18 protein-coding genes are annotated in these 21735 nt (G+C 54.6%); 6 read left to right on the forward strand and 12 right to left on the reverse strand.

The annotated features are described in order from the left end of the window. Positions 1-118 precede the first annotated feature (118 nt). Together BC440_RS21215 and BC440_RS21220 are read left to right on the forward strand one after the other, a co-directional pair. Positions 119-619, forward strand: coding sequence for a winged helix DNA-binding protein (locus tag BC440_RS21215; RefSeq protein ID WP_007089970.1), 501 nt, complete (start codon positions 119-121; stop codon positions 617-619). Continuing rightward, complete coding sequence (locus BC440_RS21220; protein WP_071241303.1) at positions 616-1809, forward strand: glycosyltransferase; 1194 nt, start codon at positions 616-618, stop codon at positions 1807-1809. The genes BC440_RS21215 and BC440_RS21220 overlap by 4 nt, the downstream gene beginning before the upstream one ends. On the opposite strand, the gene BC440_RS21225 is transcribed toward BC440_RS21220, so the two are convergent. Next, on the reverse strand, positions 1810-2262 hold the full coding sequence (locus BC440_RS21225; RefSeq protein WP_071241304.1) for a M67 family metallopeptidase: 453 nt from the start codon (positions 2260-2262) through the stop codon (positions 1810-1812). Positions 2263-2288: 26 nt separating this feature from the next. Further along, positions 2289-2654 (reverse strand): hypothetical protein, encoded by a 366-nt coding sequence (locus BC440_RS21230; protein WP_071241305.1) that lies wholly within the window; start codon positions 2652-2654, stop codon positions 2289-2291. Positions 2655-2858: 204 nt separating this feature from the next. On the opposite strand from BC440_RS21230, the gene BC440_RS21235 reads away from it, so the two are divergent. Continuing rightward, a complete protein-coding gene (locus tag BC440_RS21235; RefSeq protein WP_071241306.1) occupies positions 2859-3860 on the forward strand; it encodes an RluA family pseudouridine synthase in 1002 nt (333 codons plus the stop codon). Between the two features lie 111 nt (positions 3861-3971). After that, positions 3972-4838, forward strand: a complete 867-nt coding sequence (gene rpoH / locus BC440_RS21240) for an RNA polymerase sigma factor RpoH (RefSeq protein WP_007089975.1) — start codon at positions 3972-3974, stop codon at positions 4836-4838. A gap of 98 nt (positions 4839-4936) precedes the next feature. Here the strand turns inward: rpoH and BC440_RS21245 are convergent, their stop codons facing one another. The 10 genes from BC440_RS21245 to BC440_RS21290 form a co-directional block, all read right to left on the reverse strand. Then, on the reverse strand, positions 4937-5413 hold the full coding sequence (locus BC440_RS21245) for a hypothetical protein (protein ID WP_007089976.1): 477 nt from the start codon (positions 5411-5413) through the stop codon (positions 4937-4939). A 9-nt stretch (positions 5414-5422) separates the two neighbouring features. Then, complete coding sequence (locus BC440_RS21250; protein ID WP_247643635.1) at positions 5423-7528, reverse strand: serine/threonine-protein kinase; 2106 nt, start codon at positions 7526-7528, stop codon at positions 5423-5425. A 243-nt stretch (positions 7529-7771) separates the two neighbouring features. After that, on the reverse strand, positions 7772-9067 hold the full coding sequence (locus tag BC440_RS21255) for an adenylosuccinate synthase (protein ID WP_062949251.1): 1296 nt from the start codon (positions 9065-9067) through the stop codon (positions 7772-7774). Positions 9068-9103: 36 nt separating this feature from the next. Next, a complete protein-coding gene (locus tag BC440_RS21260) occupies positions 9104-10270 on the reverse strand; it encodes an ATP phosphoribosyltransferase regulatory subunit (protein ID WP_063092906.1) in 1167 nt (388 codons plus the stop codon). Positions 10271-10413: 143 nt separating this feature from the next. Further along, on the reverse strand, positions 10414-11619 hold the full coding sequence (locus tag BC440_RS21265) for a phosphoserine transaminase (RefSeq protein ID WP_071241308.1): 1206 nt from the start codon (positions 11617-11619) through the stop codon (positions 10414-10416). 161 nt (positions 11620-11780) lie between these two features. Continuing rightward, positions 11781-13652 carry an SLC13 family permease gene (locus BC440_RS21270; RefSeq protein ID WP_037988504.1) on the reverse strand — a complete coding sequence of 624 codons (1872 nt, stop codon included), beginning with the start codon at positions 13650-13652 and terminating at the stop codon, positions 11781-11783. Positions 13653-13931: 279 nt separating this feature from the next. Next, positions 13932-14759, reverse strand: a complete 828-nt coding sequence (locus tag BC440_RS21275) for a PhzF family phenazine biosynthesis protein (protein ID WP_071241309.1) — start codon at positions 14757-14759, stop codon at positions 13932-13934. A gap of 46 nt (positions 14760-14805) precedes the next feature. Beyond that, the gene (locus BC440_RS21280) at positions 14806-16239 is read right to left on the reverse strand and encodes a pyridoxal-dependent decarboxylase (protein ID WP_071241310.1); all 1434 of its coding nucleotides are present in this window, start codon (positions 16237-16239) and stop codon (positions 14806-14808) included. Beyond that, a complete protein-coding gene (locus BC440_RS21285; RefSeq protein ID WP_071241311.1) occupies positions 16236-17204 on the reverse strand; it encodes a threonine dehydratase in 969 nt (322 codons plus the stop codon). The genes BC440_RS21280 and BC440_RS21285 overlap by 4 nt, the downstream gene beginning before the upstream one ends. 116 nt (positions 17205-17320) lie before the next feature. Continuing rightward, positions 17321-17545: a DUF1127 domain-containing protein gene (locus tag BC440_RS21290; protein ID WP_231858556.1), complete on the reverse strand. Its 225-nt coding sequence runs from the start codon at positions 17543-17545 to the stop codon at positions 17321-17323. Between the two features lie 139 nt (positions 17546-17684). Between BC440_RS21290 and BC440_RS21295 the strand changes: the two genes are divergently transcribed. Beyond that, the gene (locus tag BC440_RS21295) at positions 17685-19127 is read left to right on the forward strand and encodes a PLP-dependent aminotransferase family protein (protein ID WP_071241312.1); all 1443 of its coding nucleotides are present in this window, start codon (positions 17685-17687) and stop codon (positions 19125-19127) included. Between the two features lie 337 nt (positions 19128-19464). After that, complete coding sequence (locus tag BC440_RS21300) at positions 19465-21726, forward strand: ATP-binding protein (RefSeq protein WP_071241313.1); 2262 nt, start codon at positions 19465-19467, stop codon at positions 21724-21726. The last annotated feature ends 9 nt before the right edge of the window (positions 21727-21735 follow it).

The raw sequence follows: 21735 nt of genomic DNA on the forward strand, positions 1-21735 counted from the left end.
CGTGCGGAAAAATCGTTCAAGAGCAACGTCCTGTTATCTTCCCCACACGAAAGGCCTGCCTTGGTCGAAAGGCCATGGCATCAACTCTCGCTTGGGACCAGATAACGGATCAAACAACATGACCGTCACTCATCTTGAACTTGCAAATACCGTCGAGCGTATTTATCGGCGTTTTGCTGATCTGCTTCGTGTAGATCTTATTCGACTCGGCAAAGATGACATCAGCCCCGCACAAGTCGCGTTGCTGTTTACCATCGGCGACGATGAACTGTCGGTACGTGATCTATTGGATCGCGGCCACTATATGGGATCGAATGCATCCTATAATCTGAAACAGCTGGCTGAATCGGGCTATGTCGAACGACATGTCATGGCCCGTGACCGACGGTCTGCCAGAATAAAACTGACGCGCAAGGGGCACGAACTTTGTGAATCCCTGCATGAATTTCACGAAGAATATCACAACGCACTGACCAATGACCTGCAGGACCAGCAGGAAATGGAAACGGCACTTCGAACTTTGCGTCGCCTGGAGGAATTCTGGACACAGACCCTTCGGTATGGCGGTGTCCCCGTCACAAGTGGCGTTATGACACACGAGCTTCGCAGTCGCCGATGAAAATTGTCTTTGTCCACCGCCATGGACCGGGACAATTTGTTCACCTGGCCTGTCATCTGGCAAATGCCGGATGGCAGGTTTCCTTCCTTTGCGAAGCAATGAACGTACAGCTTCCCGGCATTCGCGTCCTGCGTCAGCGGGCAACTCCGCCACCGCCTGCGACCCCATTTCCGCAATATCACCAGCAGATCGGCATGCATGCGGCGACAACACTTGATTCACTCGCCGCACAGGAAGGCCCACCCGACATCGTTTACGGGCATATCGGCTGGGGCAGCATGATGTTTGCGCGCGATGTCCTGCGCAAAACGCCACTGGTTGGCTATTGCGAACATTTTTACCACGCCGAAGGTCGCGATGTCGGCTTTGACCCGACAGAAACGGTGACCTTGGCCAAACGCACACAATTGCGGCTGCGCAACAGCGCACAGCTCTCAAGTCTGGAAGCAATAGACACCGGGATCAGCCCCACGGCATGGCAGAAAGCCGCCTTTCCGCAAAGCTTCCATAACAAGATCGGTATTTGCCACGATGGTATCGATATCCATCGTTGCCGTCCGGACGACAAGGCACTGCTTCGCCTGCCCGATGGTCGTGTGCTGCGACATGGCGATCCGATAGTGACCTATGTTGCACGCGATCTCGAACCCTATCGCGGCTTTCCACAATTCATGCGTGCCGCAGCTAAGTTGGCCCGGCGCAACACCGATGTAACCTTTGTCATCGCCGGGGGGGATGGCGTCAGTTATGGAACGCCGCGCGCCGACGGCCAGAAATGGCGTGATGCGATGATGGCTGAAACCGGTATGGATCCCTCTCGCATCGTCTTTCTGGGGCAAATTCCCCACGATCAGCTGATCCGTCTATTCCAGATCAGTTCGGCCCATGTCTATCTGACATATCCGTTTGTTTTGTCATGGTCGGTACTTGAAGCCATGGCATGCGGAACGCCGGTGATCGCATCGGACACTGGCCCCTGCCGCGATATCATTCGTCATGGCAGGAATGGATTAATGTGTGGCTTCTGGAATGAAGACCAGCTTGCCAGCACAATGGCCGAAGCATTGGCCAATCCTGACCGCCTTCGCGAAATACGCCAACTGGCGCGCCGGACAATCACGCAAAACTTCGCGCTTCAACAATCACTTGCAAAGCAGACTGGCCTGATCGAACGCATGGCAAAGCAATGATCAGAGCTCGGCGATCTCACAAGTTTTGAAATAACGCGGTGCTGTGTCATCGGCACGTTCCGGCATCCGGCGATATAGCTTCCATTCATCAACGCCGTTTTTGCCGGTGGCGAAAATCAGCCACAGAAAACCGGTTTCTTCGGCGCGGGACAAATCGGTTTTCGATGGCTGACAATCGCCATTCGGATGTGAATGATAGCATCCGATAATCGCCTCTCCGCGTTGCCGAACCGATCGATGCGTCGCAATCAGAACGTGCGGATCAATTTCGAATGTTTTTTGGCGATCGATGGCGACATTGCGTGCTGCAACAAAACGCAGAATAACTTCGGGACCTTCCGCTTCGGCAATCAATAGACCACAGCATTCCTCCGGCCATGCCGCAGCTGCGATATCTGAAATCTCTGCCAACAAACCTGTCCGCAGTTTTATGATTTTACCCGCGTCGATCATCAAACCACCATCAGTTCAAGCGGTGCTTATTGCGGCTCCACCAGTAAAATCTGCCCAAGAATAGCGCCGTCACGCAAAGAAACAATCACCAGACGGCTTCCTTGGCGTCCCTCAAGACGCAGAGTTGCCTCTGTTCCCTGACGGGAAAAATCAACCAAGGTCTCACCCGGTGCCAAATCAACATTGATCGTTCCGAACGGTGCGATCTGTGTTGCGAATCGTGGGCCTGTATCTGTTGGCGTCTCAAACTGCCCCGCAATCGGCGCGGATAGCTTAGGCGCATCGGATGCAACGCTGCCATCTTCCTGACGCGACAGGCCATAAACCACGAGTGCGACGCCCGCAACGATCAGCACTCCCATAAAAGCGACCAGAATCTTGATAACGCGCATCACATTTCCGATTGATAAGTTGATCGAATGCCCCTTTGCGTCACGCTACGATCACAACAGGCCTGACAGGACGATATTGAAGGCCATAGCGACAAGAGAAGCCAATTGCAAGTTTGCAAAGCGGGATTGCATTTCATCAGTAAGCGATTAAAACCGCCCTTTAACGGACACTGACGGTCATAGCAGGCCAGAATAGCAGCAGATATGAATATGGAAAGCGGCTTGAACACCGAACATCTTGAATATATTGCCTCTCCCGCTGACGAGGGAGCGCGGCTTGACAAGGTTCTGGCAACCGCATGGCCCGAGCAATCCCGTTCACGTATCAAAAGCCTGATTGAGAACGGACATCTGCTGCTGAATGACACGCCGATCGCCAAGATGTCACACAAGGTAAAAAGTGGCGACCGCTTTGCGCTTGAAATCCCACCCGCAGTCGCGGCCGACCCAATCGCCGAAAAAATCGCGCTCGATATCCTTTATGAAGACGACGATCTGCTGGTGATCAATAAACCCGCGGGGATGGTTGTTCATCCTGCTGCGGGCAATGAAAGCGGTACATTGGTCAATGCTTTGCTGGCCCATTGTGGTGACAGCCTGTCGGGGATCGGCGGCGTGAAGCGTCCGGGTATCGTGCACCGGCTCGACAAAGACACCAGTGGGGCAATGGTGGTCGCGAAGAACGATGCAACCCATCGGGCACTCTCGACCCTGTTTTCCGAGGATAAGGAAAATATCGAACGCGCTTATATCGCCGTTGTTTGGGGTGTCCCGCGCCAAAGCGAAGGCGTCATAGAGGGAAATATCGGCCGAAGCCCGCGCAATAGAAAGAAGATGGCGGTACTTCGAAATGGGGGAAAACCGGCCCTTACGCGTTACAAGGTTTTGGCAAAACGCGACGACTCGTTGGCATCTCTTGTTGAATGCAGGCTTTTGACTGGCAGAACACATCAAATTCGCGTTCACATGACCCATCTTGGTCACTCACTTATATGTGATCCAGTTTACGGTAGAAGCAAACTTACCCAGAAGTTCAGCAAGCACGTGCACGAGGTCCTGACGGGCTTTGAAAAACAGGCGCTACATGCCAGAACACTGGGATTTTTACACCCAAAAACAGGGAATTACGTCCTCACCAAAGCCCCCCTCCCGGAAGACCTACAGGAACTCATTACCTGCCTAAACCTACCCATTGGGATAGTTTGACCTAACCTTTTTGGTCTAATTTTTATTGACGACACCTAATACTCCCGTATACCTTTCAATAAGTGCCAGGGGATAAACCGCACTTTATACGAAGCGCAACGGGAGGCTTCAATGAAACAGGGAAATGCACTTCCAATCATCTCCCAAGATGGTCTGACAGTCTATTTGCAGCGCATCCGCCGTTACCCCATGCTTACACCTGAACAGGAAACGACGTTTGCATGTGAATTCCGTGACAATGATGATGCAACTGCCGCCGAAAAGCTGATTACAAGTCATTTGCGGCTGGTTGCCAAGATAGCCATGAGCTATCGCGGTTATGGACTTCCGATAAACGAACTGATCTCCGAAGGTAATGTAGGCCTGCTTCAATCGGTCAAGCGCTTTGACCCGGACAAAGGTTTCCGCCTTGCGACTTATGCGATGTGGTGGATCCGCGCCGCAATTCAGGAATATATCCTGCATTCCTGGTCGCTGGTGAAAATGGGTACCACTGCCGCCCAGAAAAAACTTTTCTTCAATCTTCGGAAACTCAAAAGCCAGATGCAGGCGATTGACGAAGGCGATCTGCGACCGGAACAGGTCGAATTCATCGCCACAAAACTTAACGTCACCGAAGATGACGTGATCATGATGAACCGCCGTCTCGCGGGGCCGGATCACTCATTGAATGCGCCAGTGCGTATTGATGGTGACGGTGAATGGGTCGACTGGATCGAAAGCGAAGATGAAGATCAGGAAACCCTGTATGGCAAGCGCGAGGAATTTGTCCAGCGTATGAATCTGCTGAAAAGTGCGATGTCACACCTGAATGCACGTGAACGTGACATCCTGACCCAGCGCCGCCTGCTCGATTCACCTGTAACGCTTGAAAATCTGAGCGTCGCATACGGAATATCGCGCGAACGCATTCGTCAGATTGAAGTTCGGGCCTTTGAAAAAGTACGCAAATCGATCCACACCGATCTGCCGATGTGAGTGCCTTGCTTACCCTCGTTAACCAACCAACATGACTGCGGCGGACAAATTGTCCGCCGCTTTTTTTATTGGTCGATGGTTTGTGATTCGGTTGCGGATTAACTGCCTGAACGGTCGATTTCCTTGATCAGGCTGTCGCCCCAGGTTTTGATCAAACCACGCTGCCTTTTACGCAATTCAGAAACACGGCGCTGGGCCGAAAGATTAAGCACATTGGCGACAATCGGTGGCATCGCCAGATACAAAAGCCATCCAAGACCGGCCGAGCCATACATGATCGACAGGGCAACGGGTTGGAAAATTTCCTGAGTTGCCACACTGGCCGTCTGCCCGCCCTGCTGCCAGATTTCCATGATATAGGGCGCAACCCCTGAAAAATTCAGACCAAAAATGCAGCGCGACATGGTGCGCCCCTGGCTGCGGTCAAACATGAACGCCACCATTGATGGTAACAACCCAACCGCCAGGGTAATGAATGTCGGCAGCGCAACCATGAACAAAAGCACGGCAGAAGCCACCACCGACAAACCGGAAAATGCGCTTTTCTTTTTACGGCCGCCTGATTGTCTCGCCATTCCTGTCCCCTACCACATATGCATCAGAAATAGCGCCGAAACCGTCAGCAGCGCAATCATGGTCGACGCAAAGGCTGCTGCCTGCTGGCCAACTTTTTCTGCCAGCTCAAGTCGTGCGGGGCCTGATGATTCAAGGTCAAAAACCTCGCTTTCTGCTTCGGAATATTCCTCGACCGCGGTGATGAATTCGGTCTGATCCTTCCGGCGTTCCTGCTCGTCATTGATCAGGTTGTACAGTTCGACAAGATTGCCGCGCTTGGCCAGTTTCGGGATTTCGTGTTCAACACGTTCCCGACGTGCCTTGCTGTGAAACACCTTGACCGCGGGTTCCATCAACCGGGCCACCCAGTGCGACAGATTTTGCAGATTATCAGGCCCATGCCGCCATTGCACAAGTGCCAGCATGCTAATGATTGCGCGACTGTATTCGACTTCATCTGACGGATTTTGCAATGCCAGAAGCTGTGCCTCGACGTCGTCTTCAAGACGGGTCGCGATAAAAGCCGCGATATGACGGTCCACCGGCCAGCTATCTTCGGGCAGGTCAGCCGCCGCTTTTTCAAGCGCGGGCAAAAGCTGCGAGATATCTACAACATAATCTTTTTCAATCATCGGGCTCAGGCAATGCTGGTTACGCACAATGGCATAAAGGCAGCGTTCATAGCCATAACCCGCACTTTGCTGCTGGATATAGTATCGCAGGTTTTTATATGCCTGCTGAAGCTTCTGAATTTCCGGGCTGTATCCAACTTGGCGTCCAAACCAGAATGACGGAATATCCCGCACGACGACATCGGAAAAACGCTGTGGCCCGCGACCATGCTGAACATCATAGGACAACATGCTGCCAAGCCCGTCGACCATCGCCGAAAAGCCCTTGAAACGGATCGCGCCCGATGGATCAAGAATGATGATTGATTTGGCGATCAGGATATCTTCCGCCGCTCGCTTGTCTGCGCCAGCCCATTGCAGTTGCCGGATCGCTTCTGCCATATGCTTGGCACGATCATTATCGGCAAGCCCGCGCCGCAACCATATTTCCACGGTCCCGTCGCGCAATGGCGCAAGCGAATTGACCCAGTTCTTGGAAATCCCCTGCGCCAACGACCGCGCGGTATAATAATCCTTGCCCGAAATATTCTGCGAGCGTGCCGCACGACGTTCGGTATTGGATTGCACTGGCTTTGCCCGACGCCCGTCGATCCAGGCATGCAACTCGGCAAATCCCCAACGTTCTTGCGGATCATCACACAAAAGTCCCCGCACAGGCTCGATCAGCACAAGCGGCAGTTTTTCGTTCATAACAACTGCTTGGAACGAGCCTTTGGACAATTTTACATCAATGATGTCCTGTTCGCGCAGTTTCTCGAGTGGTGTATGTCCAATGCCAAGGGCGGCAATCGTCATCCCCAAGGCATAAAGATCGTCAAGCACCGAGCCCAAACCGCGACCGGCCGGATCGGCCGTCATACGCGATATGGTTTCGTAAACAAGCGGCTGGTTGAACCCTGCCGGGGCCGAGCAGCAATCTCCAACCACGACCTTTTCAGACATAGGGTCGCCAAAAAACAAGTTATCTGCCCGAATATTGCGATGGGTCATCCCTTTGTCCGCGACGGCCTGCAAGACATTCATCAAGGGTTCGATGACAACCTTGGCAAAGTCGTGCTCATCAATCTTTCGTTGCTTTTCTCCCGGGACAAGAACACGGCCACCTGCCGGTTTTTCATAGAAAAGTACCATTGTATTTCGCTCATACAGCGGCCAGTGAACGATCTCGTAATCCAGAAGATCAATCTGTCCCCCGATATGAACGCCCGTCAAAAACCGCATCAAATCATGGCGCGTCGGAACTGTCGGGTCGGTCACAAGCGCAAAGGCGCCGCCCTCTTCACGGCGCAGGTTATCGGCGGCATAGGCCTTGCAACTGCCCATGTCATATTCGGGCAATCGCAGATCCGAAAACACGCGAAAATTACCGACTTCGACACTGCGCCCGCCAGCACGGGCAGAAGGCTCCCCGTCCCTGACGGCTGGCTCAGGGGCTCTGGAATCCTGTTGCTCCGCTGCGGCAGCCTGTTCGTCAGCGCCGTCGGAAACATCCTGTTTCTGCATTTCCGCTTCTTGTGCCATGAGCCCCGGTTTTTCTTTGTTGGAGGATTCGTGCCCTGCCCTTCCCTATCTGGAAAGCAGTTTCAGCCCGTCCTCTGATCTGCCGAAACGATACTGCCGATAGCAAAACGGAGCAAGCCGTTATCCAAGCGGGGCATAAGGGTATGATCTGCCAAATCATTAGTCTTAAACGGAAAAAGCCACCGGAAAAACCGGTGGCTTTTGCATTTTCATTCATGCACGTGATCACGCACTGAACGGGTCATGAACCAGAATGGTGTCATCACGTTCCGGGCTGGTTGACAGCAACGCCACCGGTGCCTCGATCAATTCTTCGATACGGCGAACATATTTGATCGCAGCCGCCGGAAGATCGGCCCAGCTGCGCGCGCCCATCGTGGTTTCCGACCAGCCTTCAATGGTTTCATAAACCGGTTTGGCTTTGGCCTGAAGACGCTGGTTGGCAGGAAGATGGTCATAGATTTTGCCATCAATGTCATAGCCGGTGCAGATCTTGATTTCCTTGAAACCGTCAAGAACATCAAGCTTGGTCAATGCAATACCGGTAATGCCGTTAACCTTGACCGACTGACGGACAAGAGCCGCATCAAACCAGCCACAACGACGTTTACGCCCGGTGACAACACCAAATTCATGACCGCGTTCACCAAGACGTTCACCGTCCGCGTCAAACAGTTCGGACGGGAACGGGCCTTCGCCGACACGGGTGGTGTATGCCTTGGTAATCCCCAGAACATAACCGACCCCCGACGGGCCCATGCCAGAACCGGCAGCAGCCTGTCCCGAAACCGTATTGGACGAGGTCACAAACGGATACGTGCCATGATCGATATCAAGCATCGTGCCCTGCGCGCCTTCAAACAGGATACGCTGACCGGCTTCCTTGAACTGGTTAAGCGATTTCCAGACAGTATCCGAGAACGGCAGGATTTTCGGTGCGATTTCCTTAAGCTGCGCAAGCAGTTCCGCACCATCGACTTCCGGCTGACCCAGACCGCGCAAAAGCGCATTGTGGTGAGTCAGAAGGTTTTCGACCTTGGCTTCAAGAAGTTCGACATCGGCCAGATCACCAACGCGGATCGCACGGCGACCAACGCGGTCTTCATATGCCGGGCCGATCCCGCGACCGGTGGTACCGATCTTGTTGTTGCCGGTTGCCGCAGCTTCGCGTGCCTTGTCCAGATTGCCGTGCAACGGCAGAATAAGACAGGCATTTTCTGCAACGCGCAGGTTTTCCGGCGTGATTTCAACGCCCTGCCCTTTAAGGCGGTCAATCTCGGTCAGAAGCGCCCACGGATCAACGACAACGCCGTTACCGATAACCGACAGCTTGTTCTTGCGAACAATACCGGACGGCAGAAGGCTAAGCTTATAGGTCGTTCCGTCGATCACCAAAGTATGACCGGCGTTATGACCGCCCTGGAAACGCACAACGACGTCTGCCCGTTCGGACAGCCAGTCGACGATCTTGCCTTTCCCCTCGTCCCCCCATTGGGAACCGATCACGGCAACATTGGTCATCGCAAAACTCCTTGCGCGATAAGAAATGGTTCTGGGTTACGCACCCAGCGGCACGATCTGGCCGCCAAGATAAATGAAACTGCATCCCATGCGGCGTGCTTCCTTGCGCGCCGCATCTTCTGTTTTGGCTTCGGCGGCACCTTCAAGTGCCGCTACAGTATAGTGGCCGTCTTTGCGCAATTGGCGCGCTTCGCGCTGCGGCGTGCCTAACGGCAAATAAACCCGTTCAACCGGCTTTACATCGGCAAGGCCGCGCAAAATCGTATCCATAAAAAGCGACATGCCGGTTGCGGCCTCGCCGCCCGAACCACCCGCACGGTAACGACCGCCACGCCCCAATTCACCGCGAACATGTTTGGCAAACAGGGTAAAGCTGACACCGGTCTGATACCGGAAACCGGCCATTTCAACCGGATCAATGGTCAAGGCCGCATCAAGATCGGATGCCAGAATACGTTCGGCAACTTCGATCAGACGATGCAATTCCTCAGATGCGCCTAACGGCAGTTCAAGCTTTTTAAGCTTCGGCAATGCTGCCTGCGCCGGACCGGCGGCTTCAAGCAGGGCCACCAGCACATCGGTCACATTGCCACTAACAGCTTTGACCGCTGCTACATCGCGATGTTCAAGGGCCGCGATCAGCGTTTCGCGATCATCGGCTGCAACACCAAAGGCATCAAACAAACGGACCGGCAGGGTCGGCAAATTCAGATCAACGGAAACATCCGGCAAACCGACATGTTCCAACGCCTCAAGCGCCAGCAACACGATCTCGGTATCTGCTGCGGCGCTGGATACACCAATCAACTCCGCCCCGACCTGGGCAAACTGGCGTTCCGGGCGCAACTGTGTGCCCTTGATCCGCAATACATCGCCGGAATAGGAAAGACGCAACGGACGCGGCGCATCGCCAAGGCGGGTTGCCGCAATACGGCCAACCTGCGGGGTCATGTCGGAACGAACACCCATCATCCGGTGCGACACCGGGTCCATCAGGCGGAAAGTCTGGGTGGCTAGTTCCGGCGCGGCACCCTCCAGAAGGCTCTCTTCGAATTCGACCAGCGGCGTCTTGACCCGGTCGTAGCCCGCATGTGCGAAACTGCTCATCAGCTTTTCACGGATGTCAGCTTCCCGTGCAGCGATTCCAGGCAGAACATCCTGAAGGCCGGCGGGCAAAAGAGCTTTCCTGGCAAGTTCGGTCATTATGTGTGCTTTCCGGACAAGGCGCGCAAAATCTGTTCAGGTCGTGCCTGATCTATATATCCGGTAGCGGTTACTAACGCTTTGTTCCGGACAGGGCAACGGGAAAACCCCCGAAGACGCAAATAATACTTACGAATTACCGATCATCCAGCCTGAATTTCAGCTTTGACCGTCGCATATGCCCAATCAAGCCACGGCAGCAACGCCTTGACATCACTGGGTTCCACCGTCGCACCACCCCAAATCCGCAGCCCCGGAGGCGCATCGCGATAGCCATTGATATCCATTGCGATTTCTTCGGCCTCAAGGATCTGCGAAATGCGTTTGGGCAATGCTGCCTGCTTTTCCGATGGCAATGATAACGCCCACGGATCGACAATCTTGATGCACATTGATGTATTGGACGCCGTTTCCGGCTTTTCCGACAAATCAGCCGCCCAGTCACTTTTGGCAAGCCATTCATCAAGATGGGCGCGATTCTGACGGGTGCGTTTCAGCAAACCGTCAAGACCGCCGATATCTTCGGCCCATTTCAGGGCGTCAATGGCATCCTCAACCACCAGCATCGATGGGGTATTGATCGTTTCCCCACGGAAAATGCCGTCAATCAGTTTACCGCCCTTGGTCATGCGGAATATTTTCGGCATCGGCCATGCGGGATTATGGCTTTCAAGGCGTTCAACGGCACGCGGGCTCAGAATAATGATGCCATGACCACCCTCGCCACCCAGAACTTTCTGCCAGCTATAGGTTACAACGTCGAGCTTGTCCCAAGGCAGTTCCATGGCAAAAATCGCCGATGTCGCATCGCAAACTGTCAAACCCTTGCGGTCCGATGCGATCCAGTCGCCATTTGGCACCCGCACACCGGCTGTCGTGCCGTTCCAGGTAAAGACAACGTCCCGGTCGAAATCAACCGCACCAAGATCGGGCAACTTGCCATAATCGGCTTCCATGACCCGAACATCACGCAGGTTTAGCTGTTTTAAAACATCGGTCACCCAAAGCGACCCGAAGCTTTCCCATGCCAGCATATCAACGCCGCGTGGCCCCAAAAGTGACCACAACGCCATTTCCACCGCACCGGTATCGGACGCCGGAACAACCCCAAGCAGATAATCATCAGGAAGGTTCAGGATCGCACGCGAAAGATCAATGACCTCTTCCATGCGTTCCTTGCCGAATTTGGAACGATGTGACCGGCCAAGAACACGGGTATCAAGCGCATCTGCCGACCAGCCCGGACGTTTTTTGCACGGACCCGACGAAAAATTCGGGCTTGCGGGGCGCTGGTTTGGTTTGGCAAAGGCATCAGTGGAATTGGCGGTTACATTGGCATTCTGGGCCATCGGCATATTCCTGAGATAATCGAACGGTGCAGGCGCACTATTCTGCGTCAAAATCGGAGCCCGATCCTATTGCGGCACGCTCAAAAGTCAAACGCCTTTGGCACATTATAACTGCCCGCATTTGCATGACAGATCAGCCAACCGCGCATCCAAAACAAGGATCAGAACGGGATGTCGTAATACCACGGCGCAAACAGACTGAATGCCAGCCACAGAATGATGATCAACGGCGTCCCGGCGCGCAGGAAATCGACAAATCGGTAATGCCCCGGCCCCATCACCAGAAGGTTGGTCTGATACCCCACCGGTGATGCAAATGAACAGTTGGCCGCCATCACCACCGCAATGGCAAAGATATGCGGCTCAACCCCAAGATTCTGGGCCATGCCAATCCCGATTGGCGTAAACAGAACAGCACAGGCATTGTTCGACAGAACATTGGTAAACACCGCAACAATCAGGAAAAACAGCGACAAAATCACCGGTGCCGGTGCCCCGCGCGTTGCCGCAAGCAACTGATCGGCCACAAATTCCGCCCCGCCGGTCAGTTGCAAGGCATTGCCAAGGGCAAGGGCAGCCGCCACCAGCAGCACGATCTTCCGGTCAATCGCGCGCGCTGCCTGACGCAGGTTAAGCGCACCAGATGCAATCATAAGCGCCGCACCGATAAAGCTTGAAACCATGATCGGCACCAGACCGGTCGCCGCCACAGCAATCACACCAAGGAAAATGGCCGCGGCACGACGGGCATGGAACGGGCGCGGCAAGGTACGTGTCGACCATTCCAGCAAAACCACATCACGAATGGTACGAAGGGCTTCAACATCCTCGGACCGCCCCTGCACCAGAAGAACGTCACCGGCTTCAAGGCGGATTTCGGTCATCTGCGTGCGGATCATGCGCGAACGGCGCTGAATGCCAAGGACAAGGCATTTGTACTGATAGCGGAAACCAATCTGCTCAAGGTTAAAACCGATCAGACGCGATCCTGGCGGCAGCATGACCTCGGCCAGAAGCTGGGTCGATTTTTGTGGGATTTCTTCACCGCCTTCATGGACGGCCGCGGCTTCCGCATGCAGAAGGCCCGGGTCTTTTTGCAGCGCCTCGGTCAGGGCCTTGCGCGTTGCCGCAACGACAAGAACGTCACCTGCCTGAATTTCCATATCTTCGTCAAACGGCGGCAGATCGGCATGTTCACGCCGAACAATCATCTGGATCGTAATATTGGGCAGGTCTTTAAAGAACCCGGCCACAGGACGGGTACCGATCATCTGAGACGCCGGGCCGACCGTAATCTGGGCGATGAATTGTTTGCCACTGCTATCGGGGTTGGCAAGCTTGCTGCGCATCGATGCCAGCGCGGGCAAAAGGCGGGGCGCGACGAACAGCACATAAACAAAGCCCACCAGCGCCAGCACACTGCCAATCACCGTGAATTCAAAAAACTCGAGTGCAGGCATCCCAAGTTCGATCAACGAGCTTGATACCAGAAGGTTGGTCGAAGACCCGATCAGGGTCGTCATGCCGCCCAGAATGGCGACGTAAGACAACGGGATCATCAATGCACTGGGCGAACGCTGAATACGCTCCGACAGCGCCTGAATGATTGGTATGAAGATAACAACGACCGGGGTGTTGTTCAGGAATGCCGACATCAGCATCACGACAAACAAGCCGACAAAAATCGCCATCGAGGCATTCTTGCCACCATGTTCGGTAATCAGACCAGCGATATAACTGACCCCGCCGGTCAGCACCATGCCCTGCCCGACGACCAACAATGAAAGCACAGTCAGCAAGGCCGGGTTGGCAAACCCAGACATCAGCGCGCCCGCATCAAGCAGGTTGTTGCCATCGGCATCGGGCAACGGGAAGAAATTGAAGAACAGCAGCAAAGTGGCAATCAGCGCCATGCTGGTCAGCTCAAGCGATATGCGCTCCAGCCCATACAGGACCAGCGATCCGGCGACCAGCGCCAGAACCACCCACATCTGCAATGGCGTCGCAGAACTGGCGACAACACTATCGATCACGATCTATCTTCCCCTGCAACAGCGCTTTTATACGGGGTTGTGGCAGGCCATTCAAAACGCCCGTCCATTCCCCGAAAGTCGTATTTTGCCCTTACTTAGACGAAAGCCCCCGCAATAGGTCAATAAAAATCAAACGTCGGATCGCGGCCTTGCGCGATAGTGGTTAGACCGCGCAACCCTGCCAGATCACCAAAACCCGGTATTTTGCCATAAAAATGGCGGACAGTGTTGTGCCCTGCCCGCCATTGCAACGATCGCTTTTCGACAGTCTGTCCGACGTCAATCAGGCAGATAAATCTCACCCTTAAGATACAAAAGCGCATTGCCCTTCAGATGGACGCGTTCCCCATCAATCGTACAATCAACGATCCCGCCACGCTTGGACGCCTGATACCCGACAACATTGGATTTACCACTATGTTCCGCCCAATATGGCGAAACAACACAATGCATATAGCCGGTTACAGGGTCCTCATCGATGCCAAGGGCGGGCAGGAAATACCGCGATACCATATCAATGCCCGGCTGATCACCTGGTGCGGTAACGATTACGCCGCGTTCGGCAAGTTTCCCTAATGCCGACATATCCGGTTTCATGTTCCGCACCACCGATGCATCGTCATAAACCACGACAAAATCGGTATCCCGGCTGGTAACACGGAAAGTCCCCCGCGGGGCTGCGTCGGATATGGAGGCAATAACGTGCGCCGGAACATCATCAGGAGCAATCGATTGCTTGGGGAAATTAAGTACAATCGCATCACCATCGCGCCGCGCGGTCAGAATGCCGCTGGCACTTTGCAGGCGGATCAAATCGCCCTTGAAGCCCAGGACATTGAAAATGACAAACGCACTCGCCAGCGTCGCGTGACCACAAAGCGGCACTTCGACCGTTGGTGTGAACCATCGGATATGAAAATCAGCCCCGTCATTCTTTGCCGGATCAAGCTTCACCACAAAGGCGGTTTCCGACAGATTGTTTTCCATCGCAATATTTTGCATCACCGCATCAGACAGCCAGCCATCAAGCGGCACGACTGCCGCCGGATTACCGGCAAACATCCGGTTGGTAAAAGCATCAATCTGATAAATCGGAAGCGTTTTCATTCGTCTTTCATCCTGAATGGTCTTTGATACTTGGAAAACAGCGCCTTTACAGCACACTGTCAATCGCATCCTTGACGATTTGCAGATCGTGATCGCGCATGCGCCAGTTGCTGAACGCAGCCCGGAACCCGAACCGCCCGCCATAAATCGTCGGCGTCATAAACAGTTTCCCAGTCGCATTGATACGCGCCAGCAAGGCACGATTATCATCATCGCTGCCCGGGCCGGTAAACATGGTCACGTTAAGTTTGGGATCGGCCAGCAATTCAAGCCGGTCATGACCACGCACCCATTGCGCCAGATCAACAGCCTGATCGCAGTTCGCCCGAACAATCCCGGCAAAACCGTCACGTCCATAGGCGACCATCGCCAGCCAAAGCGGCAAAGCCCGGAACCGGCGGGAATTTTCCACCCCACGATTGATGTACATATTTCCAACCGCATCCGTCTGCAAATACGGCGCAAACGCCCGGCAGCAGGTTTCAAGCACACTGATATGCCGGGTCAGGAAAATTCCGCAATCATAGGGAACATTCAGCCATTTATGACCATCTGAGGTGATCGAGTCTGCCCGGTCAAGTCCTGCTAGCAAATGGGCGCGCCGATCATCAAGGGCGGCAAACATGCCAAACGCTGCATCAACATGCAGCCACGCCCCATAAGCCGCACACAAATCGGCAATCGCGATCAGATCATCGAAATCCGTCGCATTCACCGTGCCCGCAGACGCGATAACCAGCTTGGCCTTGGCCGTACTTGCCACAAGCTTGGCCTTAAGATCGGTGATATCGGTTTCCTCGGTCCCCGGTCGGGTTGCAACCTTGGTAAAGCTATTGCGACCAATCCCGGTGACGGACAAATCCTTGATCATGCTGGCATGCGGGCTTGCGGCAAATATTTCAAAACCTGGCAGCACACTCGCCCCGTCGGCGTCAACATCAACGCCGATCTGCTGACCGCACCATTGGCGCCCGGCAACAAGCCCCAAAAGGTTCGATACGGTCGCACCCGTTGTCAGTACACCATCAAAACGCCCGTGGGGTAGCCCGGCCATCTCGCAAAGCCAGTTGATCACCTGTTCTTCGACTGCTGCCGTAACGCTGCCCTCCGGGCCGGTTGCGTTCTGATCGATTGCGCCTGTCAACCAATCACCGGCAAGGGCGGCCGGTGTCGTGCCGCCGGTCACAAAACCAAGATAACGGGGACCGATTGATGCGGCGAGCAGCGGCAGAATTGCTTCCTTCGCTGCCCGCAGCGCATCAAGCGTACCGCGACCCTGCCCCGGCATCGGGCGCGAGGGATCAAAGGCAGAAAAGTCGCGGCAGGTCACATCCATGTCGTCAGCACCCTGAACAAAGTCGCGTGCCATATCGCTGGTTGCGGCCAGGATCTGGTCAAGCTGTTCAAGATCATCAAACATCAGATGACGCGCCGTCGTCGCAGTGGGGTTGCTGTCGGCACGATTTAACGGGCGGCTCATTGGGTATCTCCGTTCAGGATACGGGCATAGTCGGTCCGGTCGATATTCGCACCACTCAGAATGACGGCTGTCTTCTTGCCGATATTGCGTTCGTGATCAGCAATCGCCGCGGCAAGTGATACCGCCCCCGCACCCTCGGCAAGGGTGTGGCAGGAACTGAAATAAAGGCGCATGGCATCGCGGATTTGATCATCGCTTACCGCAACAATATCTGACGCGCCGTCTTTGATGATTGCGAACGCTGCCGGATCAGGACTGCGACAGGCAACGCCATCTGCAAACGTATTCGCGGTTGGTGTTGTAATCACCTTGCCCGCCCGGAAGGATCGCAGCACGGCATCTGCCCCCGTCGCGACAACACCGATAATGTCGGTATCAAGGCCCAGAGCATCGCGCACTGTAATCAACGAACAAATCCCTGACCCCATGCCAATCGGCACGTAAATCCGGTCAAGCTTTCTGACCGCATCAAACAATTCCAGCCCGTATGATGCAACGCCGCGCACCAGTTCCGGGTGAAAGGGCGGCACCATCACCAAATCTTCGGCAGCGGCATATTGGCCTGCATATTCCGCAGCATCCTGAAAATCGTCGCCATGCTCGATGACCTCGGCACCCCAAGCCCGCATCGCTGCGTTCTTTTCAACCGAGTTGCCGCGCGGAACAATAATGGTTGCCGAAAGGCCCGACTGACTGGCGGCATGTGCCAGACTTTGGCCGTGATTGCCACGCGTGGCACTTATGATGCCCCGCGACACTCCGATGGAATTTTTCAGATAACGACAAAATGTCAGCCCGCCACGAATTTTGAACGCACCAAGGCGGGTATGGTTTTCATGCTTCACATACAGGGACAATCCAGTCGCCCGATCCAGCAACGGCCAGCGTATTGTCGGCGTCGGAGCCACATATTGGTGGACATAAGACGCAGCTTCGCGAAGCTCCTTTTCGGTAAACAGCGACATTGTCACCCTTTCGGATAGTTCATCAGTACAATCGAATGATATTCATCGGGACAATTTCAGACAGGGTTCGAACGGAGGCACGAGGGAGCGTGAACCTCCGTTCGGCGCAACATAATCTAGTTGCGCGGGGGGAACCCTGTCCAAAACGGCTTTGACAATTCGTGATCCAGATCGGATCGCGTCATTCCGATATCCTTCAGAAGGTGATCATCAAGCTTTTCCAACATTCTGCGGTCGCGTGCGTGTTCCTGCCAGACGCGAAGATATTCGACGACGAAGACAGCGATGCCGGCAACAGCAGAACGCCAGTCAGTCGCCTTGACAGCGCCTTTGGTGTTCATCTGTACGTTTCCTTTGATATTGAGTTCGGAAACCCGGATTGTATCGTTACAATTTACCATCACTTCCTCCTGTCGATTAATTGTACCGATTTTGTTTTGTCATTGACATTGACATTGTGTCAATTTAAACATTGTCACCATGACAATATGGCTTCCAAACATCGAAGGCGGCAGCGGCCCTGTTTATCGACGGATCGCACACGCCATCCGCAGCGCGGTTGATGACGGGTCACTCAAACCCGGCGACCGTCTTCCCACCCATCGCGACCTTGCCTATCACCTGGGCGTTACAGTCGGCACGATTACGCGGTCCTACCGCGAGGCGGAAAGACTGGGGCTTGTTGCTGGCGAAGTCGGACGCGGCACATATGTGCTGGGCAGTTTGCAAAGCGAACTGGATATGGCGGCGACGGTTCCCGCACCGGGACACTTCAGTAACAATATCGGGAAAATGGCCCGCGAAACGGCAAATGATGATGACGAGGATATCGGGCCGGTCAATTTCCGCATGAATTGCCCCCTCCCCCCGCGCGAAGACCATATTCGCAATGTCCTGATTGATGTCGCCAAATGTACCCCTCTGGATGACATGATCACCTACAAGTCGGAATATGGCATGCCGGGCCACCGGCGCGCCCTTGCCTCAATGGCCGGTGCACTCGGACTGGATGACAATCCGGAACGTGTTCTGCCAACCGCAGGCGTTCAGCACGGAATGACGGTTTCATTGCTGGCAACCGTACGACCAGGCGATCTGGTCCTGTGCGAGGAACTGACCTATCCGAATCTGCGCAGCCTTGCCAATCTTTTGCAATTCCGTCTGCGTGGTGTTGCCATGGACGACGAAGGCATCATTCCGGATGTTCTTGAAACCCTTTGCCGGACACAAAGCCCGCGCGCCATTTATTTGATGCCAACCCTGCACAATCCGCTGTGCTGCACCATGAGCCAACAGCGACGCATGGAAATCGCTGAAATTATGCGCAAATATGATCTGCTTTTGATCGAGGATGGCATCTATCACTTCCTCAATCCCGATGCGCCACCGCCGCTCTCATGCTTTGCGCCGGAACGCAGCATCTATCTGGACGGGGTCTCAAAAAGCATCGGCGGCGGTCTTCGCGTCGGTTATATCCACGCCCCAAGCGAAATGATCGCCAAACTCGCAAGCGCCATTAGATCAACCTGCTGGATGGTATCGGCCATCAATCTGGAACTTGTTTCACGCCTGATCGAAGATGGCAGCCTCAAACGATATGAAGCCTGGCACCGTGAAGAAGCCGCAAGACGACTTTCGATCATTCTGGGCACGCTTAAAGGCTACAATGTCCGGTTCCACCCAACCAACTATCATATCTGGCTTGATCTGCCCGACCATATCGATCCGGGTGAACTGGTCATGAATGCGGCCAATAACGGTGTGCTTCTGACCGCGGCACAGCAGTTTTCGGTCGGGCATCCACAACGCGGGCTAAGGCTTTGTTTCGGGGCCGAAAAATCGACCGAACGTCTGCGTCACGGCGTTCAGATTGTCGAACGCCTGCTGCAAACCAGCGAGTTTGGCAATACGGTCGTGATGTAAACCGTTTTTTGTCCATGACTGAAACGCCTTTTGGTTGCGGTTTGATAATAGCTGCACGGGGCATTACACCATCACATCATCAATACCCGGGACGCCCATATCGCAAAATCGACAAGCTGCTCTTGACCGTCCTATCGCGTTGCTTCCAAGATAAGATTTCGTGATCGGCGTCCTTGCCTGATCACATCCTTTTTGGGCAGCAGAAAGACAGCAAATGCCAGTTTCCCGCCTCGACGCTGATGATTGTGGCTTCCCCCACTTCCGGATTCGCAGCCCACACAAAGACCAGTCTCCTGAAATTTTTGCTTTTTCATCGCATTACCGAGCAGCAGAGGCATTGAAGTTCGGTCTTTCAATGTCCGAGCCGGGCTTCAACATCTTTGTTCTGGGCCTTGATCGCGCTGGTCGTATGACCGCAACCCTCGAATATCTAAAAAAGTCGATGGAAGAGCGCCCAGCACCACAGGACTGGGTATATCTGAACAACTTTTCCCGCACCAATCGCCCGCGCCCTTATGCCCTTCCCGCCGGTGAAGGCCGCAAACTGGCCGATGCGATGGAAACGCTGCTATCGCACCTGCGCGAGGCATTTGCATCCGCATTCAACGCGCCAGCCCACCTGACCGAAACCCAGACCCAGACGGAAGAAGCGCGTGCACAACTGCGCGAAAAATTCGACGCCTTGCGCGAATATGCCCGCGAACGCGGTCTGGATGTTCAGGAAAACGAAAAAGGCGTGATGATCGTCGCCCTGAACGAGGACGGCGAGCCCGTTTCGCTTGACGAAATCCCCAAAGAGCGCCGCGCCGAAGCCGAAGATGCATTTGAAGAAGTCGCCGAAGAAGCCCGCAAGACGCTGCTTTCGACCCGCGATCTTGAAGAACAGATTTCCGACACGCTTGATGCGCTTCGCCGCGGGGCCGCAAAGGTCGTTCTGAAGCCGCGCATTCGCAAAATCCGCGACAAATTCACTGCACCGGGAATGAAGGCGTGGTTCGAAGCGCTTGAAAAAGACATTCTGGATAATATCGACGCGTTCGAAGAAGCCAGCGACCAGCCCGCCATCGACAGCGGCGATGGCAAAATGCCCGAAACCGTCGATGACCGTTATGCGGTCAATCTTCTGATCGACCATTCGCGCGACAAGCATCCTGATGTCGTTCTGGAACCAAGCCCAAGCTATGATAACCTGTTTGGCCAAATCCAGTACCGCCCGGTAGCAGGTGGCATGCACCCGCATTTCAGCCTGATCAAGCCAGGTGCCCTGCATCGCGCCAATGGCGGCGTTCTGGTTTTACGCGCGGAATCGCTGGTCGAACACGAAGACAGCTGGGCGTTCCTAAAAGCAGCCCTTCGTGATGGCGAAATCCGGATCGAGGAAACCCATAAATCCGGCCCGCCAACTGCCGGTGCACCGGAACCGCGCCCCATCCCGCTTGACGTCAAGGTCGTGATCGTCGGCGCACCGAAATATTACTATACATTCTTCTCGCTGGATGTTGATTTTCGCAACCATTTCCGGGTGAAGGCCGACATTGATGCCGACATGCCCGCCGCAGGTCGTAACATTTCGATCTATACCGGATTACTGCGTGATTCTGCATTGTCACGTACCGGCATCCCGCTTGATAACGGGGCCATCCGCCAATTGCTGGGTCAGGCGGCCCGCTGGGCCGGGGAACGTGACAAACTGACCGCACAGATCGAGCGGGTCGAAGATGTAGCCATCGAAGCCGGCGCACTGGCCAAGACCGACAAACGTAGCAGCATCCGGGCCGCCGATGTCAGACGCGCCATCGAAGAACGCCGTCATCGCAACAGCCGACTTGAAGACCGATCCCATGAACGGGTTCAGCGTCGCGAAATTCTGATCGACAGCTATGGTGCGGTTGTCGGGCAGGTTAACGCGCTGACAGTTCTCGATTATGGCGATCACGCATTTGGTTTGCCTGCACGCGTATCCGCACGCTCCTATGTCGGCAGCCTCGGCGTTTTGAACATCGAACGCATGGTCGATATGTCTGGCCCATTGCAGCAGAAATCGGTCATGACAATCGAAGGGTTCCTTAAATCCCGCTTTGCACAGGAATTCCCCCTATCCTTTGCCTGTAACGTGACGTTCGAACAGAACTATGGCGGGATAGAAGGTGATTCGGCATCCATGGCCGAACTTTGCGCGATCATTTCGTCAATTTCCAACATCCCGATGCGCCAGAATATCGGTGTAACAGGATCAATGAACCAGTTCGGGCAGGCACAGCCAGTCGGGGGCATTTCGCACAAGATCGAAGGATTTTATCGCATTTGTGCCGATCAGGGCTTTACCGGCGATCAGGGTGTGATCATCCCGCTGGCCAATGCGGAAAATGTTGTTCTGCGCGAGGAAGTTGTTCAGGCAATTCGTCAGGGCAAGTTCAACATCTGGACGGTGGAACACATCAATGACGCCATCGAATTGCTCAGCGGCAAGCCATGTGGCGATCATCCCGAAGGCCAGTACACCGCCGACAGCGTTTATGGCAAGGCAATGGAACGGCTGCGCCAGAATGACCGCATCCTGCGCGAACGCCACGCCTTCCCGGCATGGTCGGAACAATAAATGATACCG

The sequence above is a fragment of the Thalassospira sp. MIT1004 genome, assembly GCF_001858545.1.
Lineage (GTDB): Bacteria > Pseudomonadota > Alphaproteobacteria > Rhodospirillales > Thalassospiraceae > Thalassospira > Thalassospira xiamenensis.

Coding starts and splice junctions, on each gene's coding strand:
- BC440_RS21260 (WP_063092906.1), bottom strand. CDS start 10,270: ATGACCGAACTTGCCAGGAAAGCTCTTTTGCCCGCCGGCCTTCAGGAT.
- BC440_RS21245 (WP_007089976.1), bottom strand. CDS start 5,413: ATGGCGAGACAATCAGGCGGCCGTAAAAAGAAAAGCGCATTTTCCGGT.
- BC440_RS21230 (WP_071241305.1), bottom strand. CDS start 2,654: ATGCGCGTTATCAAGATTCTGGTCGCTTTTATGGGAGTGCTGATCGTT.
- BC440_RS21265 (WP_071241308.1), bottom strand. CDS start 11,619: ATGGCCCAGAATGCCAATGTAACCGCCAATTCCACTGATGCCTTTGCC.
- BC440_RS21215 (WP_007089970.1), top strand. CDS start 119: ATGACCGTCACTCATCTTGAACTTGCAAATACCGTCGAGCGTATTTAT.
- rpoH (WP_007089975.1), top strand. CDS start 3,972: ATGAAACAGGGAAATGCACTTCCAATCATCTCCCAAGATGGTCTGACA.
- BC440_RS21235 (WP_071241306.1), top strand. CDS start 2,859: ATGAATATGGAAAGCGGCTTGAACACCGAACATCTTGAATATATTGCC.
- BC440_RS21285 (WP_071241311.1), bottom strand. CDS start 17,204: ATGTCGCTGTTTACCGAAAAGGAGCTTCGCGAAGCTGCGTCTTATGTC.
- BC440_RS21290 (WP_231858556.1), bottom strand. CDS start 17,545: ATGAACACCAAAGGCGCTGTCAAGGCGACTGACTGGCGTTCTGCTGTT.
- BC440_RS21220 (WP_071241303.1), top strand. CDS start 616: ATGAAAATTGTCTTTGTCCACCGCCATGGACCGGGACAATTTGTTCAC.
- BC440_RS21295 (WP_071241312.1), top strand. CDS start 17,685: ATGACAATATGGCTTCCAAACATCGAAGGCGGCAGCGGCCCTGTTTAT.
- BC440_RS21280 (WP_071241310.1), bottom strand. CDS start 16,239: ATGAGCCGCCCGTTAAATCGTGCCGACAGCAACCCCACTGCGACGACG.
- BC440_RS21255 (WP_062949251.1), bottom strand. CDS start 9,067: ATGACCAATGTTGCCGTGATCGGTTCCCAATGGGGGGACGAGGGGAAA.
- BC440_RS21275 (WP_071241309.1), bottom strand. CDS start 14,759: ATGAAAACGCTTCCGATTTATCAGATTGATGCTTTTACCAACCGGATG.
- BC440_RS21225 (WP_071241304.1), bottom strand. CDS start 2,262: ATGATCGACGCGGGTAAAATCATAAAACTGCGGACAGGTTTGTTGGCA.
- BC440_RS21250 (WP_247643635.1), bottom strand. CDS start 7,528: ATGCAGAAACAGGATGTTTCCGACGGCGCTGACGAACAGGCTGCCGCA.